We start from the raw sequence: 13,903 nt of genomic DNA, 5'->3' as shown, positions 1-13,903 counted from the left end.
GCGGTCCGCGGCACCACACCTCGTCCGAGCAGACCGCACGGTCCGCTTGCGGTCGAGTGGTCTACTCAAGGTGCTTTACCGGCTGCGATTCGTCGGCAACAGTGAACCGGTGCCTGCTTCGTCTGTCGTGCTGATCGGCCCGCCCGGACCGGCGGCCGCCTTCACCACCGTCCTCGACCAGGCCGGGCTCGCTCATCAGCGGTACGACGACCCGCCCGCGGACCTCTCCGACGCGCAGGCGGTGATCGTGCTCGCCGGGCGGTATCCGGAGCCGTCGCGGTTCGACAGCGCCTGGCTGGCCGAGTACGCGCGGGCCGGCGGATCGGCGTACGTCGAGTTCGCGGAGGACGACGGGTTCCTCCCGAGTGGTGTGGTGCGGGACGCGCACATCGAGCGGATCTTCACGCGCGAGGCACTCGCCGGCATCGAGCCGCTCAGCATCCTCGACGAGCAGCTGTCCCGGGCGCAGGAGGTGGTCGCCCCCGAGCGATCGGTCGAGCTGCTCAGCTACGGATCGGTCGCCGGCACGCACAAGGCGGTGTTCGGCCCACCGGAGCACACGTTCCCGGCGCTCCTCGACATCCCGGTCGGCGACGGCCGTCTGCTCTACGCGACGACCGCCCTGAGCCATCACCTCAAGGGCAAGTACAAGCCGGTACGCCGGTGGACGCGACTGCTGCAGTTGATCGTCGCCGAGCTCACGGGGACCGACGCACCACCCGACGTCGGGGTCTTCACCGAACCGCGCGTGTGGGCCGCGTCCGGTGAGCAGGTGAAGCTCGTCGTACGGGCAGCCACCAAACCACGAGCCGACGTCGACCTGGTCGAGGTGGCGCCCGGCCGGTTCGAGTCGGAGCCGACGACCCTCACCGACGGCGAGCACACGTTCGTGGTCGATGGGCTGACCACGACGGTGATCGTGGGCCCGCGGGCCGAGCGGTACCGGCGCATGGTCGACCGGGGGATCGCCTGGTTCGACCGGGCCGGGATGTTCTACGACGCACCGGACGGATCGCGGGGAGTCGCGGAAGGCTTCTCCAACGAGATCGGCTTCGACGGGAAGCTCCCGTTCCGGCCGGTCCCGCGCGGCGACTGCTACACGCAGACCGCGCACGCCTTCCGGATGTACGCCGACCTCGCCGGCTTCCCGCGCGGTCGCACGATCGCCACCAACCTCATGCGGCAGGTCGTCGACGAGGAACAACTCACCGACCGCAACCCGCTGTACGGCGCCTTCGAACCACGGGGCGCCCGGACCGACCTGACCGCGACCAACAACCTGTTCGCCGACGACGGTGGCTGGATCGCCCTGTTCGCCCTGATCTCCGGTGAGCTCGAATCCGGCCTGCGCGGCGTCGAGTCGCTGATCCGCACGGCGAACACCGAGCTCGGTCTGCAGGTCGATCCGTGGCGGACCCCGTCGACGTTGATGGTGAAGGGCTGGGACGAGTTCGGCCGCAGCCCGATCGAGGACGGGCTGGACCTGACCTCGCACTGGCAGAGCTCCGCGCTGTGCGCGTACCTGTACGCGTACGGGATCACCGGCGAACCGTCGTACCTGGAGATCGCCGAGCGCGGTCTCGACCACATGGCGTCGCACCACCCGCGGGCCCGGCTGGAGACCAGCCGCACCTGTGAGGCGGGCCGCTTCCTGCTGCCGCTCGCCGGCGGGTACTTCTACACCCGCAAACCGCTGTACCTCGAGACGATGCTGTCGCTGGCCGAGTTCCTGAAGTCCCGCCAGGGTCCGGACGGCGGGTTCGCCGAGTGGGACGGGAAGTGCCCGCCGAGCAACGAGGCGTACGGCGTCGACGAGGCGTCGATCTTCCAGGCCAACGGCGACCCGGTCACCGACCAGCTGTACGGCACGCCGTTCGCGGCCTGGGCGCTGCCGATCGTGCACCAGATCACCGGCGAGCCGGTCTTCGAGGAGCTCGCGCACGGCGTCCTCGACTACCTGAGCCGGATCCAGATCGACGACCCGGACGACGAGCAGCTCGACGGCACCTGGCAGCGCGCGTTCGACTTCGACGCCTGGGAGTACTTCGGCTCGAACGCCGACATCGGGTGGGGTCCGTACTGCGTGGAGACCGGCTGGTCGGTCGCGCCGACCCTGATCGCCGCGATGCAGTACCTGCGACGTACGCCGTTCTTCCCGGAGCCCGGGCCGGACCGGCGTGCGCTGGTCGCGAAGGTCCGCGCCGAGTTCGACTCGATCGCCGCGGGCGAGTCTGTCGAACCGACCTTCCACCGTCGCGAGGATGGCCGGATCGTGCGCCACCAGGCCGGCGTACCGGCGGTCCTCGGCGAACTCGAAGCGGCGGGCGAACCTGTCTGGGCGCGGAACGAGCCGTCGAACTCCTACGAGATCTACGTTCGTGGCGCCGACAACCACCTGCACCACACGTACCTCGACGACCGCGTCGGTCAGGGTCGCTGGCGCCGGCTCGGCGACCTCGAGCTCGCCGATGACCCGGTGGTCGCGTTCAACCCCGGCGCCGACGCGATCGAGGTGTACGTCCTGGGTGCGGACCGCCGGATCCACCACTGCTCGATGATCGACGTCCGCGGCGGTCACACTCCGTGGGAACCTGTGGGTACGCTGCACTTCACCGGGTCACCCGCGGTGATGTACGACGAGAAACTCGGCACCGTCCGCCTGGTCGCGAACGACACCGCCGGCCAGGACCGCCGTACCCGCAAGGTGAACCGCTGGCACCTACCCTGGCAGGACTATTCACACTGGACCACAGCATGAAGCGCATAGCGATCGATGGCGGTCAGTCGGCTCTTCGTCTTCGGGTTCTTCCGGACGGCCGGACCGGCGCCGGCCCCGGCTACACACACGGACCGGACGCGCTGCAGGGCATGCTCGACGCGATTCGGGTCGCCTCGGCCGCGGCGGAGGTCGACGGACCGACCGAGGTCGTCGCGCTCGGACTCACCGGGTACCCGCAGGCCCCGGGCGCGGCGGAGGCGTTCGCCGCGGAGGTCGCCGCGCTGCTGGACGCCGATGAGGTCCGGCTGACCCAGGACATGGTCACGGCGCACGCCGGCGCGCTGCCCGACGGGTACGGCGTGGTCGTTGCCGCCGGCACCGGACTCGTCTGCCTCGCGGTGGACCGCGACGGGACGTGGCGCAAGCTCGACGGTCACGGTTACCTGTTCGGCGATGCCGGGAGTGCGTTCGCGATCGGTCGCGCCGGACTGGTCGCCGTACAGCGTGCTCGTGACGGTCGCGGCCCGGTCACCAAGCTCGCCGACACCGGGCTCGATCCGGTCACGCTGTACCGCTCCTCCACGTTGGTCGACGACGTGGCCCGGTTCGCTCCCGAAGTACTGCGGTGTGCGGCCGAAGGCGATCCGGTCGCGCACGACCTCGTGGTCCACGCCGCGGGTGACATCGCCGAGACGATCGGCGCCGCCGTCGCTCAGCTCGCCGGCCAGGGGCCCGTCCCGGTCGCGTGTGTCGGCGGCCTGTTCGCCGGAGCCGGCGAACAACTCCTCACTCCGGTCCGCGACGCCCTCCCGCCCCGTGCCGTCCTCACTCCGGCGGCCGGCAACTCGCTCGACGGCGCCGAACGCCTCGCCACCGGACCAGCCGGAACGTACGCCGACCTGATTGTGACCCACCGTCGATGAGAACCGTTGCCCCCGGCACCTTGGTGGTGTCCTGCCAGGCGGGACCCGAGAGCCCGCTGCACGGACCGGCCGCGATGGCGCTGATGGCACGAGCCGCCGAGGCGGGTGGCGCCGGCGCGATCCGGGCCAACGGACCCCAGGACATCGCGGCGATCCGGGCGGTGACCGACCTGCCGATCATCGGGATCCACAAGATCGGCGACCCGGCCGGCGTCTTCATCACCCCGACGTACGACGCCGCGGCCGGCATCGTCGCGGCCGGAGCGGACCTGGTCGCCCTCGACGCGACGCTGCGGCCACGCCCCGACGGACAGCAGGTGGCCCACCAGATCACCCGGATCCACGACGAACTCGGCGTACCGGTGATGGCCGACGTGGACACGCTGGACGCCGGCCTGGCGGCGCGCGAGGCGGGCGCCGACGTGGTCGCCACGACCCTGTCGGGGTATACCAATGGCCGTCCACCGACCGGACCTGATGTCGAACTGGTCCGGCAGTTGGCCGGCAAGCTGGGCTGCCCCGTGATCGCCGAAGGCCGGATCCGGACCCCCGAGGACGTCCGCGCCGTGTGTGATGCGGGTGCGTACGCCGTCGTGGTCGGGCACGCGATCACGAATCCGACCGACATCACCGCGCGACTGGTCGGCGCGATCCCGGTCCACTAGAGCACGAACAGTGGTCTAGTCGATCTTGTCGACCGGGGTCGAATCCCCTTCCGTGCGGGTGTCCGGCGGGCGTATCCATGACGCAGCCCAGTGCCATCACAGGCAGTGCCATCTCAGGCCCCGAGAGGACTCGTCATCATGATCGAGGTCGACCGCCGTACCCTGCTCCGCGCCGCCCTGGCCGGATCCGCCGTCGCCACGCTCGCCTCCTGCGCGAAGCCCGTTCAGGACAAGGCGACCCAGGCGGCCTCCGTCGGCGCGTCGGTGGACGGCAGCAAACCGCTGGAGTTCTTCAACTTCGACGGCGGCTACGGCAAGGAATGGACCACCATGCCGTTGGACCTGTACCGCAAGGAGTTCCCGAATGCGGACGTGAAGCTGAACAGCGGACAGCAACTCCAGCAGCAACTGCAGCCGCGGTTCATCCAGGGCAACCCGCCGGACCTGATCGAGAACGTCGGCCTGGACGGCGCCTCGCTGGCCGCGCAGAAGCAGGTGATGGACATCGGCGCCCTGCTCGACATGGAGGCCTACGACCAGCCCGGTGTGAAGGTCAGGGACACCCTGCTCCCGGGCGTCGCCGAGGCCGGCCGGTACGACGGCGTGAAGTACGAGATGCCGTACGTCTTCGGGACCGCGGGCATCTGGTACAGCAAGCCGCTGATGGACAAGCACGGCTGGACGTACCCGAAACACTGGGACGAGATGCTCGCGCTCTGCGCCGAGATCAAGAAGACCGGGCTCGCACCGTGGACGTACCAGGGCAAGTTCCCCGGGTATCTGACCAGTCCGATGCTGATGACGGCGTACAAGGCGGCCGGGCCGGACCTGAAGAAGAAGGTCGACAACCTGGAGCCGAACGCGTGGCGCGACCCGGCGCTGATCGCCGCCGCCGAGGGCTACCAGGAACTCGCCGCGAAGGGCTTCCTGTTGGAGGGCTCGCAAGCGCTCTCACACACCCAGTCGCAGACCTACTGGGCGCAGGGCAAGGCGGTCTTCATCCCATGCGGCGGCTGGCTGGAGAACGAGCTCGGCGACATCGCACCGAAGGACCTCGGGATGACGATGGCCCCGGTGCCCGGCCTGTCGAAGGACGACAAGGCGCCGTTCGAGACCGTCACCGGCGGGCCGGGTGGCGCGCTGATCGTGCCGGCCAAGGCGAAGAACCCGCAGGGCGGCCTCGAGCTGCTGCGGATCATCGTGTCCAAGAAGTGCATGCAGAACTTCACCAAGCTGACCAACTCGCTGACCATCACCAAGGGCGCCACCGACGGCCTCCAGCTGTCCTCGGCGAACCAGTCGATGAAGGACGTGATCGATGCGGCCGGGACGAACATGTTCCTCGACTGGTCCTTCCGGCTCTGGTACAAGAAGCTGCTCGACAACTCGGACAAGGCGATGGCCGCGCTGATGAACCGCGAGGTGACGCCCGACGAGTGGAGCAAGCAGATGCAGAAGTACGCCGACGAGACCGCGAAGGACCCGTCGATCAAGAAGTTCCACGCCTGATGCATCACGGCAAGTACCGGTTCATCGTCAGCCTGCTGGCCGTCCCGCTCGCCGTGTACGCGGTGTTCGTGATCTCGCCGTACCTGCAGGCCTTCCCGATCGCGTTCACGAACTGGGAAGGGCTGTCGGCGAGCTACCACTACATCGGGTTCGGGAACTTCGTCACGCTGTTCCACGACTCGGTGTTCTGGGTGGCGCTGCGGCACAACCTGTTCCTGCTGGTGTCACTCCCGGTCATCATCGTGACGTTGTCGCTGTTCTTCTCGGCCGCGCTCAACTACCAGGGCGGCGTGCCGGGGTCGCGGATCTACAAGGTCGTGTACTTCTTCCCCGGCGTGCTGTCGATCGCGATCGTCGGGGTGCTGTGGCAGTTCGTCTTCGAGCCGCGCAACGGTCTGCTGAACGGCTTCCTGCGGGCGATCGGGCTGGACGGGCTGGCGCGGTTGTGGCTCGGCGACGGCAAGACCGCGCTCGGCTCGATCATGGCGGTCGTCGTGTGGGGCGGTGTCGGGTTCTACGTCGTACTGTTCACCGCGGCGATGGCGGCGATCCCACGGGAGCTGTACGAGGCGGCGCTGCTCGACGGCGCCGGCGCGCTGCAGTCGTTCTGGCGAGTGACGCTGCCGTTGATCTGGAACACGGTGCAGACCGCGCTGGCGTTCCTGGTGATCGGGGCGCTGGACATGTTCGCGCTGGTCAAGATCCTGTCGGTCGGGCCCGGCGGCCCCGACGACGCGACGCAGGTCATCTCGCTGTACATGTACACCAACGCGTTCACCTACGGGAAGTTCGGCTACGCCTCCGCGATCGGCGTCACGCTGTTCGCGATCAACATGATCCTGACCCTGCTGACGTTCCGGCTGACCCGCCGCGAGCGCGTCGAGTACTGAGGGAGACCTGATGGTTACGTTGACCTCCCAGTCCTCCACCGCGGTGCGGTCCGCGGAGCCTGCCCGTACGGCGGTCGGCGCGCGGGTGCTCGGCGGGGTGTCGCAAGGGTTCCTGCTGGTCTGGGGCGCGATGGTGGTGTTCCCGCTGCTCTGGGCGGTGCTCAGTTCGTTCAAGTCCGACCAGGACATCTTCACCAGCCCGTGGAGCCTCCCGTCGCACTGGCGCTGGGACAACTTCTCCCGCGCGTGGAACGAGTCACACATCGGCTCGTACTTCTTCAACAGCGTGATCGTCGTCTCCGCCGGCGTCGTCCTGACGCTGCTGCTGTCGTCCGCGGTCGCCTACGTGCTCGCCCGCTTCGAGTTCCCCGGCAGCCGGGCGCTGTACTACGTGTTCGTCGCCGGCATGGTGTTCCCCGGGTTCCTGGCGCTGGTGCCGCTGTTCTTCGTGGTCCAGAACCTCGGGCTGATGAACAGCTACCTGGGACTGATCCTGGTGTACGCCGCGCACGGGATGTCGTTCTCGGTGTTCTTCCTGACGGCTTTCTTCAGGACCCAGTCGAAGGAACTCGCCGAGGCGGCGCTTGTCGACGGGTGTTCTCATTGGGGTGTGCTCTTTCGCATCATGCTGCCGCTGGCCCGGCCCGGGCTGGTGAGCATCGGCATCTTCCAGTTCCTAGGCATGTGGAACGAGTACCTGCTGCCGCTGGTGCTGAACACCGACGAGAAGCGGTACCTCGTCACCCAGGGGCTGGCGAACATCGCGGTCACCCAGGGTTATCACAGCGACTTCTCCGGGTTGTTTGCTGGACTGACAATTTCCATAATTCCGGTGTTGGCCGTTTACCTTGGCTTTCATCGTCAGATCAGCGCCGGTATGACCGCGGGAGCCCTCAAATGACCGAACTCCTCCTGGCCGCGAAGTCCCTGGACGTCACGCCACCTCCGGGCCATCGGCTCGACGGGTACGCCGCTCGTACCGGCGTGGCCACCGGGACCGCCGACCCCCTGCGCGCGACGCTGATCTGGCTGTCCGGCAAGGACGATCCCGGCGTGCTGTGGCTCACCCTCGACGCGATCGCGGCCGGCTCGGCGTTGTCCGCGGAGCTCGCCGCGGCCGCCGGCGAGGCGGCCGACATTCCGGCGTCCCACGTCGTCGTGTCGGCCTCGCACACGCACTCGGGCCCGTCGGGGTGGACGGGAGAGATCCATCCGGTGATCCCCGCCGAGCGTGAACGTTCGCTGGTCGACGCGCTGGTCGGTGCCGTGCGTTCGGTGCGGCTGGAGCGGCAGCCGGTGACGGCGACCTGGCACTCGATCGAGGTCGTCGGCGTCGGCACCAACCGGCACCGCAAGAACGGTCCGCACGACAACACCGCGGGCATCCTCGCGCTCCGCTCGTCGTCCGGCTCGCTCGAGGCCGTCCTCCTCGACTTCGCATGCCACCCGACGACGTACGGCCCGGAGAACATGCGGTACTCCGCCGACTGGCCCGGTGCCGCTCGCGCCGCGCTCGCGCCTGCGGTGGTCGGGTTCCTCCAAGGGGCGGCCGGTGACGTGAGCCCGCGGTTCACTCGTCAGGGCCGTGGTGCTGCCGAGGTGACCCGTCTGGGGAGCCTGCTCGCAGGGCGTGTTCGCGAGGCGCTCGCGGAGCCCGGTCTCGAGCTACCGCAGTCGGCGCCCGCGATCCGGCGTACCACTCTCAGCTTGCCGGTGCGGGACATTCCGCCGGTCGACGAGTCCGAGAAGCTCGTGACGGCCGGCGAGTCCCGGGTGAACTCCGGCGTCGACGACCCGTCCGACCGCATCTCCCAGACTCGCTTGGAGGGCGCCCGCGGCCAGGCCCTGATGGCTGCCGCGTGCCTGCCGCCGACGCTCGACCTCTCCGTCAGCGCCGTCACCATGGGTGACGTCTGCTGGATCAACCTGCCCGTGGAACTCTTCGCGATCCACGGCGCCTGCCTCCAGTCCGACAGCACCCACCCGATCACCCGAGTGATTGGTTACACCGACGGTTACTACGGCTACGTCGTCGACCCCGCAGCCGCCGAGGCCGGCACCTACGAAGCCCTCATCACCTTCTTCGACCAGCCCACCACCAACAGACTTCTCACCGAAACCGCATCCTTCGTCAACAGCTGACGTACGCGAGCCCCTACAGCGCCAGTTCCGGCTGGAGCTTCTTGGCGGGCCAGACGCGTTGTTTGCGGGCGGCCAGCGTTGACGCGGCGAGGGCGACGGTGAACCACGCGGCCAGCGCGAGGAGGTCCCGGCCGAGGGACGTGCCCGGTCCGCCGTACATGAGGTGGCGTACGCCGTCGATCGCGTAGCTCATCGGGAGTGCGTGGTGGAAGAAGTACAGCGGCTCGGGGATGGTCTGCCACGGGAACGTGCCGCCGGCGCTGACCAGCTGGACCACCATCAGGACCAGGCCGAGGAACTTGCCGATGGCGCCGAACCAGGCGGACAGGGCGTGCAGGATCGCGACGAAGGTGAAGGACGTCAGGATCAGGAACCCAACGGTCAGCCATGGGTGCGCGGCGTGGATGCCCAGACCCAGGACGACGGCGACGAACACCAGTGTCGCCTGGATCGCACCGAACAGCGCCGGCGGGAGCCAACCGCCGAGCGCGACGCGGAACGGCGACTGCGCAGCCGCGAGAGCGCGAGGCGACAGCGGGCGGACCAGCAGGAACAGGACATACGCACCGATCCAGCACGCCAGGCTGAGGAAGAACGGAGCCAGACCGGCGCCGTAGCTGTCCGCCGTGGCTTGGGAGACGTTCTGCAGTGTCACAGGTGCGCCCAGCGTCTCAGCGACCGCCTTGCGCTGGTCAGCGGACGGATTGGGGATCTGCTTCACGCCTTTCGCCAGGCCGGCGTTCAGCTGGGTCGCACCGGTCTTCAGCTGACCCACTCCGGTCGCGAGGCTGTTCACACCGGTCAGCAACTGCCCCTGACCAGTCACCGCCTGCTTCTCACCGGCTGCGAGCGCCGTGGCACCGGTCTGCAACGTGCCCAGACCGGTCTTCAGCTTCACAGCACCTGTGTTGAGCTGGTGAGCGCCACCGGCCGCCGTACTGATGCCGTTCGTCAGAGCCGGTGTCGCCTTGGCCAGCGCGGAGGCGCCGTTCGAGACCTTGCGTGCCCCGACGGCGAGCTGATTGAGCTGTTTGGAGGTCGACTGGATCTTGGTGTTCGCGCGGACGACGGGAGCGCGCAGCTTGCTCGTCTCGAGCAGCACCTGCCGGATCTGGTGCTGGCTGAACCCTTGTGCCTTCAACCGCGCGGCCAGCTGGGAGTCGAACGTGGACAGGTCCTTCACCAACGTGCCCGACGCGGTGGCGACCTGCTTCCCGACCCCGGCGATCTTCTCGTTGCCATCAGCAACCTGGTTGGCGCCGGCGGCCAGCTGCTTGGTCTGCTTCGGCAACGTCGCCGTCTTGTCCTTCAACGTCCCCAGGCCGCTGTCGAGCTTGCCGGCGCCAGTAGCGAGTGACGAGGCCCCTTGGGAAGCCTGCGTAGCGCCGGCGGCCAGTTGCGTCGCACCGGCCGACAGTTGCTTCTGCGCGGTGTTCAGCTGGGTGGCGCCCGTCTGCAGCTTCGTGACCCCGGTCGCCGCTGACGTCAGCCCGGTCTGCAGCTTGGCGGCACCGGCCGCCGCGGTGCTGACCTGCGTGTGGATCGTGTTGTACCCGGCCAGCAGCTGGGACGCGGCGGTCTCACTGACCTGCGAGGCCACGGTCTTGGTCACCTGCGCGACAACCTGGTTCGCGATCGTGTGCGCGATGTAGTTGTTCGCGTCGTTCGTCAGCAGCTCCAGTTGCGCCTGCCGCGGCGTGAACTCCGCGCTCGACGCCAGGTCCGACGAGAACGACTTCGGGAGCACGAGCGCGAACTCGTACTTCCCGTCCGACACCCCGGCGGTCGCGTCGGCACGGTCCACCTGATGCCAGTCGAAGCTCTTCGACTTGACCAGCTCCGAGGCGACCTCCGGTCCGACATTCAGCTTCTCGCCGGTCGCGAGCGTCGTACCGGCGTCCTCGACGACGACCGCGGTCGGGATCTTGTTCAGCCGGCCGTACGGGTCGTGGTTCGCGTAGAGGTACAGGCCGCCGTACAACACCGGGACCAGCAGTAGGGCGACCACGGCCAGTTTGGGCAGCCGCCCGGCGGTCAGGCGTCGCAACTCACTCAGGGCCATCCGCAGCGCGGTCACGCCTCTGTCTCCTCTAACTCTTCTTCTTCGTCGATCGGGGTCACCGGCTCCACGGGAGCCACCGGAGCGACCTGGACCGGGTCAGGTTGTTCTGTCTCGCCCATCCGGGCGGCCTTGATGTCGAGCAACCGCGCGGACGCGTCGGCACAGGTGATGATCACGCCGTACCCGTCCGCCGCCAGCCCGCGCCCGAGCTCGTACCAATCGCGCGGATCGCCACCGTGACGATCCGGCATGGTCAGAATCACCACCCGTACGTCGGGACGCGCCACGGTCAGCTCCGTCAGCAGTCTGGTCCGTACGGCGACGGGCAGGTGCTCGAACCGCTTGTCGGCATGCTCCGCGGCGTCATGGTCGTTCAGCCACTCCAGCACGGCCTTGCGACCCGCTTTGCGCCCGGCGATCGCCAGCTCCTCGCCGACGACCGTCTGAACCGGCAGCGCGTCGTCCGGCTCGGTGATGCCCGGGGCGTCGACCACCGCGATCCGTCGCCGCAGCTCGGCCAGATCAGCTTTGCCGTCGAGCCGGACCGTCCCGGTGTCGGGCTTGAGCCGCCCGGACAGCCCCAGCGCCGCCGCGACGTGCCCAGCGCCTGGGTAGCCGGTCAGCAGCACGACCTGATGGTCGGCGACCGACACGGACGTGGCGTGCAGCATCGGAGCGTGCGGACCCCGCACGCTGATCCCGACGGCCTCGAGCTCCATCCTGCAACCCCGTTCAATACGGTTGTGTATTCAATACGGAACCGTATCCTACTCCTATGGAACCGCCCAAGCGCCGCCGCTCCAACACCCGGGCCCGACTTCTCGAGGGTGCCCTCGCAGTCTTCGCCGAGCGCGGATTTCACGGCGCGTCGGTGGAGGACATCTGCGAGCGTGCCGGGTTCACCCGGGGCGCGTTCTACTCGAACTTCGCGTCCAAGGACGAGCTGGTCCTGGCGCTGTTCCAGGCCACCACCGACCGTCTGCTGGAGCAGATCGAGGCGCTGCTCCCCGAGCTCGCCAACCAGCCCGGCACGCTGCTGGACGCCGTCCTCGGGCTGCTCGACGAGACCGCCCCGGACCGGCGCCAGTGGCACCTGATCTCGGCCGAGTTCACGCTGCACGCGCTGCGGGACCCGGTGGCCGCGGAGGCGCTGAACAATCAGCGCGCGATGTTCCGCGAGAGCCTGACGCGGCTCGTCGAGCAGATCGCCGAGACCGGCGGGCTGACGCTCACCGTGCCCGCGGAGCAGTTCGTCCGGCTGGTGATCGCCGTCCACGAAGGCGCCCGGTCGCAGAGTCTGCTCGAGCCGAAAGAGGTCCCGGCCGGCTCGCTCGAGCACACCTTCCTGCCGCTGGTGCTGGAAGCGGTCAGCCGACCTTCACGCTGACCGTGTGCAGGCCGGTCGCGCCGTTCGGGGCGGGCGGTGCCGAGGACTCGACCTGTGGGTTGCCTTGCGCGTCGAACGCCCGTACCTGCAGGACGTGCTGGCCGCGGGACGCGTCCCAGGTCCAGTGCCACTGCCGCCAGGTGTCGATCGACGGATCCGTCGCGAGTGTTGCTTGTTGCCAAGGGCCCCCGTCGACGCGGACCTCGACCTTCGACACCCCGACATGCTGATCCCAGGCCACCCCGGCCACCGTCACCGGTCCCGGCTCGACCTTCTTCCCTCCTGGGGTGTCGATCCGCGACGACAGCTTGATCGGTCCGAGCGCCGACCACCCGCGCGGCGTCCAGTACCCCTCGAAGCGGTCGAACCGCGAGACCTCGATGTCCACCAGCCACTTCGTCGCCGACACGTAGCCGTACAGCCCGGGTACGACGATCCGCACCGGGAACCCGTGTTCGACCGGCAACGGCTGCCCGTTCATCGCGAACGCCAGCATCGCTTGCCGGTCGTCGAGCAGCGTGGGCAACGGCGTACCGGCGGTGAAGCCGTCCTTCGACGTCGACTTGATCGCGTCCGCGCCCGCCGCCGGACCGGCCTCCTGCAGCAGGTCCTTCAGCAGGACGCCGGACCAGAGCGCGTTCCCGATCAGGTTGCCGCCGACCTCGTTGCTCACGCAGGTGAGCGTCACCCACTGGTGGATGACCTGGCGTTTCAGCAGGTCGTCGAAGGTCAGCGTGATCTCGCGATCGACCATCCCATGGATCCGCAGCGTCCAGTCCGCGGGCACGATCTGCGGCACCGAGAGTGCCGTGTCGATCCGGTAGAAGTCCTCGTTCGCCGTCGCCCACGGCACGGCGCCGTCGGCCTGGACTCCCGCCGGCGGCGCGAGGGTCGGTGGCTGCGGCAGCTTCAGCTGCTTGCGCGCGTCCGCCACCGCGGCGCGGTTCCCGCCGACGACCTTGCCGAGGGCACCGATCGCCGCCGAGCCGAGCGCGACCCCGGCCGACAGTTGCAGGAACCCGCGGCGGCTGACCGCGTCGTCAGGGGAGGCGAGCAGCGGTTCGAGCCGTCGGCTGAACAGACGCAGTACGACGAGGGCGGTGATCCCGGCGAAGATCGACGGGAGGGCTCCGGTCTGCCCGGCGTCCGCGCGGGTGACGGCCGCGGCGACCGCGACACCGCTCAATGCCACCGTGATCAGGGCACCCGCCCAGTAGCGCCGTACGGCGAGAATGCCGCCGATCGCGGCGAGGGCGGCGACGACGATCAGGATGCCGACCCGCAGCGCCGTCTTGTCGTGGGTGCCGAACCAGGAGATCGCGAGGTCCTTCAGCCACGGCGGCACGCGGTCGATGAAGGCCGACCCGATCGCGACGACGGGGGTCTGCGGCGTACCGAGGATACCGGCGACCACGCTGCCGACGGCCAGACCGGCGAGTGCCGAGAGGACGCCGCCGACGGCTCCGCGCCACCGGGTGCCGCTGGGAGCCTTGGGGTCAGCCTGTTGCTTCACTTCTCAACGATTGCGCGACGGGGCGCCCGACACCAGTCGAGCGCCCCATCCGTTAGTCGCGGGTAATGCGGTTGTGCGGTTGTGAACCCTTGC

11 protein-coding genes are annotated in these 13,903 nt (G+C 68.9%); 8 read left to right on the top strand and 3 right to left on the bottom strand.

Translation table 11 applies throughout. The features are described 5' to 3' along the window. Positions 1 to 109 precede the first annotated feature (109 nt). The 7 genes from ACFYRH_RS04745 to ACFYRH_RS04715 all read left to right on the top strand — a co-directional run bounded on the left by ACFYRH_RS04745 (position 110) and on the right by ACFYRH_RS04715 (position 8,848). Positions 110 to 2,758, top strand: coding sequence for a hypothetical protein (locus tag ACFYRH_RS04745; protein ID WP_387768123.1), 2,649 nt, complete (start codon positions 110 to 112; stop codon positions 2,756 to 2,758). After that, the gene (locus ACFYRH_RS04740) at positions 2,755 to 3,642 is read left to right on the top strand and encodes an N-acetylglucosamine kinase (RefSeq protein WP_387768120.1); all 888 of its coding nucleotides are present in this window, start codon (positions 2,755 to 2,757) and stop codon (positions 3,640 to 3,642) included. Before ACFYRH_RS04745 ends, ACFYRH_RS04740 begins: the two co-directional genes overlap by 4 nt. Then, positions 3,639 to 4,307: an N-acetylmannosamine-6-phosphate 2-epimerase gene (locus ACFYRH_RS04735; RefSeq protein ID WP_387768117.1), complete on the top strand. Its 669-nt coding sequence runs from the start codon at positions 3,639 to 3,641 to the stop codon at positions 4,305 to 4,307. The genes ACFYRH_RS04740 and ACFYRH_RS04735 overlap by 4 nt, the downstream gene beginning before the upstream one ends. Before the next feature lie 138 nt (positions 4,308 to 4,445). Next, positions 4,446 to 5,816 (top strand): N-acetylglucosamine/diacetylchitobiose ABC transporter substrate-binding protein, encoded by a 1,371-nt coding sequence (gene ngcE / locus ACFYRH_RS04730; protein WP_387768114.1) that lies wholly within the window; start codon positions 4,446 to 4,448, stop codon positions 5,814 to 5,816. Next, complete coding sequence (locus ACFYRH_RS04725) at positions 5,816 to 6,706, top strand: carbohydrate ABC transporter permease (protein ID WP_387768111.1); 891 nt, start codon at positions 5,816 to 5,818, stop codon at positions 6,704 to 6,706. Before ngcE ends, ACFYRH_RS04725 begins: the two co-directional genes overlap by 1 nt. A gap of 10 nt (positions 6,707 to 6,716) precedes the next feature. Continuing rightward, positions 6,717 to 7,607 carry a carbohydrate ABC transporter permease gene (locus ACFYRH_RS04720; RefSeq protein WP_387768108.1) on the top strand — a complete coding sequence of 297 codons (891 nt, stop codon included), beginning with the start codon at positions 6,717 to 6,719 and terminating at the stop codon, positions 7,605 to 7,607. Further along, the gene (locus ACFYRH_RS04715; RefSeq protein WP_387768106.1) at positions 7,604 to 8,848 is read left to right on the top strand and encodes a hypothetical protein; all 1,245 of its coding nucleotides are present in this window, start codon (positions 7,604 to 7,606) and stop codon (positions 8,846 to 8,848) included. Before ACFYRH_RS04720 ends, ACFYRH_RS04715 begins: the two co-directional genes overlap by 4 nt. A gap of 13 nt (positions 8,849 to 8,861) precedes the next feature. On the opposite strand, the gene ACFYRH_RS04710 is transcribed toward ACFYRH_RS04715, so the two are convergent. Together ACFYRH_RS04710 and ACFYRH_RS04705 are read right to left on the bottom strand one after the other, a co-directional pair. Continuing rightward, entirely contained in the window at positions 8,862 to 10,925 is a 2,064-nt protein-coding gene (locus ACFYRH_RS04710; protein ID WP_387768103.1) for a YhgE/Pip family protein, read from the bottom strand. Continuing rightward, positions 10,922 to 11,629: a hypothetical protein gene (locus ACFYRH_RS04705; RefSeq protein WP_387768100.1), complete on the bottom strand. Its 708-nt coding sequence runs from the start codon at positions 11,627 to 11,629 to the stop codon at positions 10,922 to 10,924. The genes ACFYRH_RS04710 and ACFYRH_RS04705 overlap by 4 nt, the downstream gene beginning before the upstream one ends. A gap of 56 nt (positions 11,630 to 11,685) precedes the next feature. On the opposite strand from ACFYRH_RS04705, the gene ACFYRH_RS04700 reads away from it, so the two are divergent. Next, entirely contained in the window at positions 11,686 to 12,297 is a 612-nt protein-coding gene (locus ACFYRH_RS04700) for a TetR/AcrR family transcriptional regulator (RefSeq protein ID WP_387768097.1), read from the top strand. Here the strand turns inward: ACFYRH_RS04700 and ACFYRH_RS04695 are convergent. Continuing rightward, positions 12,278 to 13,810: a molybdopterin-dependent oxidoreductase gene (locus tag ACFYRH_RS04695; protein WP_387768095.1), complete on the bottom strand. Its 1,533-nt coding sequence runs from the start codon at positions 13,808 to 13,810 to the stop codon at positions 12,278 to 12,280. The two genes, ACFYRH_RS04700 and ACFYRH_RS04695, sit on opposite strands and share 20 nt — an antisense overlap. Between the last annotated feature and the right edge of the window lie 93 nt (positions 13,811 to 13,903).

The organism is Kribbella sp. NPDC004875 (assembly GCF_042873375.1).
Classification (GTDB): Bacteria; Actinomycetota; Actinomycetes; order Propionibacteriales; family Kribbellaceae; genus Kribbella.
This window is presented reverse-complemented; position numbering and strand designations above follow the sequence as displayed.

Coding starts and splice junctions, on each gene's coding strand:
- ACFYRH_RS04735 (WP_387768117.1), top strand. CDS start 3,639: ATGAGAACCGTTGCCCCCGGCACCTTGGTGGTGTCCTGCCAGGCGGGA.
- ngcE (WP_387768114.1), top strand. CDS start 4,446: ATGATCGAGGTCGACCGCCGTACCCTGCTCCGCGCCGCCCTGGCCGGA.
- ACFYRH_RS04715 (WP_387768106.1), top strand. CDS start 7,604: ATGACCGAACTCCTCCTGGCCGCGAAGTCCCTGGACGTCACGCCACCT.
- ACFYRH_RS04740 (WP_387768120.1), top strand. CDS start 2,755: ATGAAGCGCATAGCGATCGATGGCGGTCAGTCGGCTCTTCGTCTTCGG.
- ACFYRH_RS04725 (WP_387768111.1), top strand. CDS start 5,816: ATGCATCACGGCAAGTACCGGTTCATCGTCAGCCTGCTGGCCGTCCCG.
- ACFYRH_RS04720 (WP_387768108.1), top strand. CDS start 6,717: ATGGTTACGTTGACCTCCCAGTCCTCCACCGCGGTGCGGTCCGCGGAG.
- ACFYRH_RS04705 (WP_387768100.1), bottom strand. CDS start 11,629: ATGGAGCTCGAGGCCGTCGGGATCAGCGTGCGGGGTCCGCACGCTCCG.
- ACFYRH_RS04700 (WP_387768097.1), top strand. CDS start 11,686: ATGGAACCGCCCAAGCGCCGCCGCTCCAACACCCGGGCCCGACTTCTC.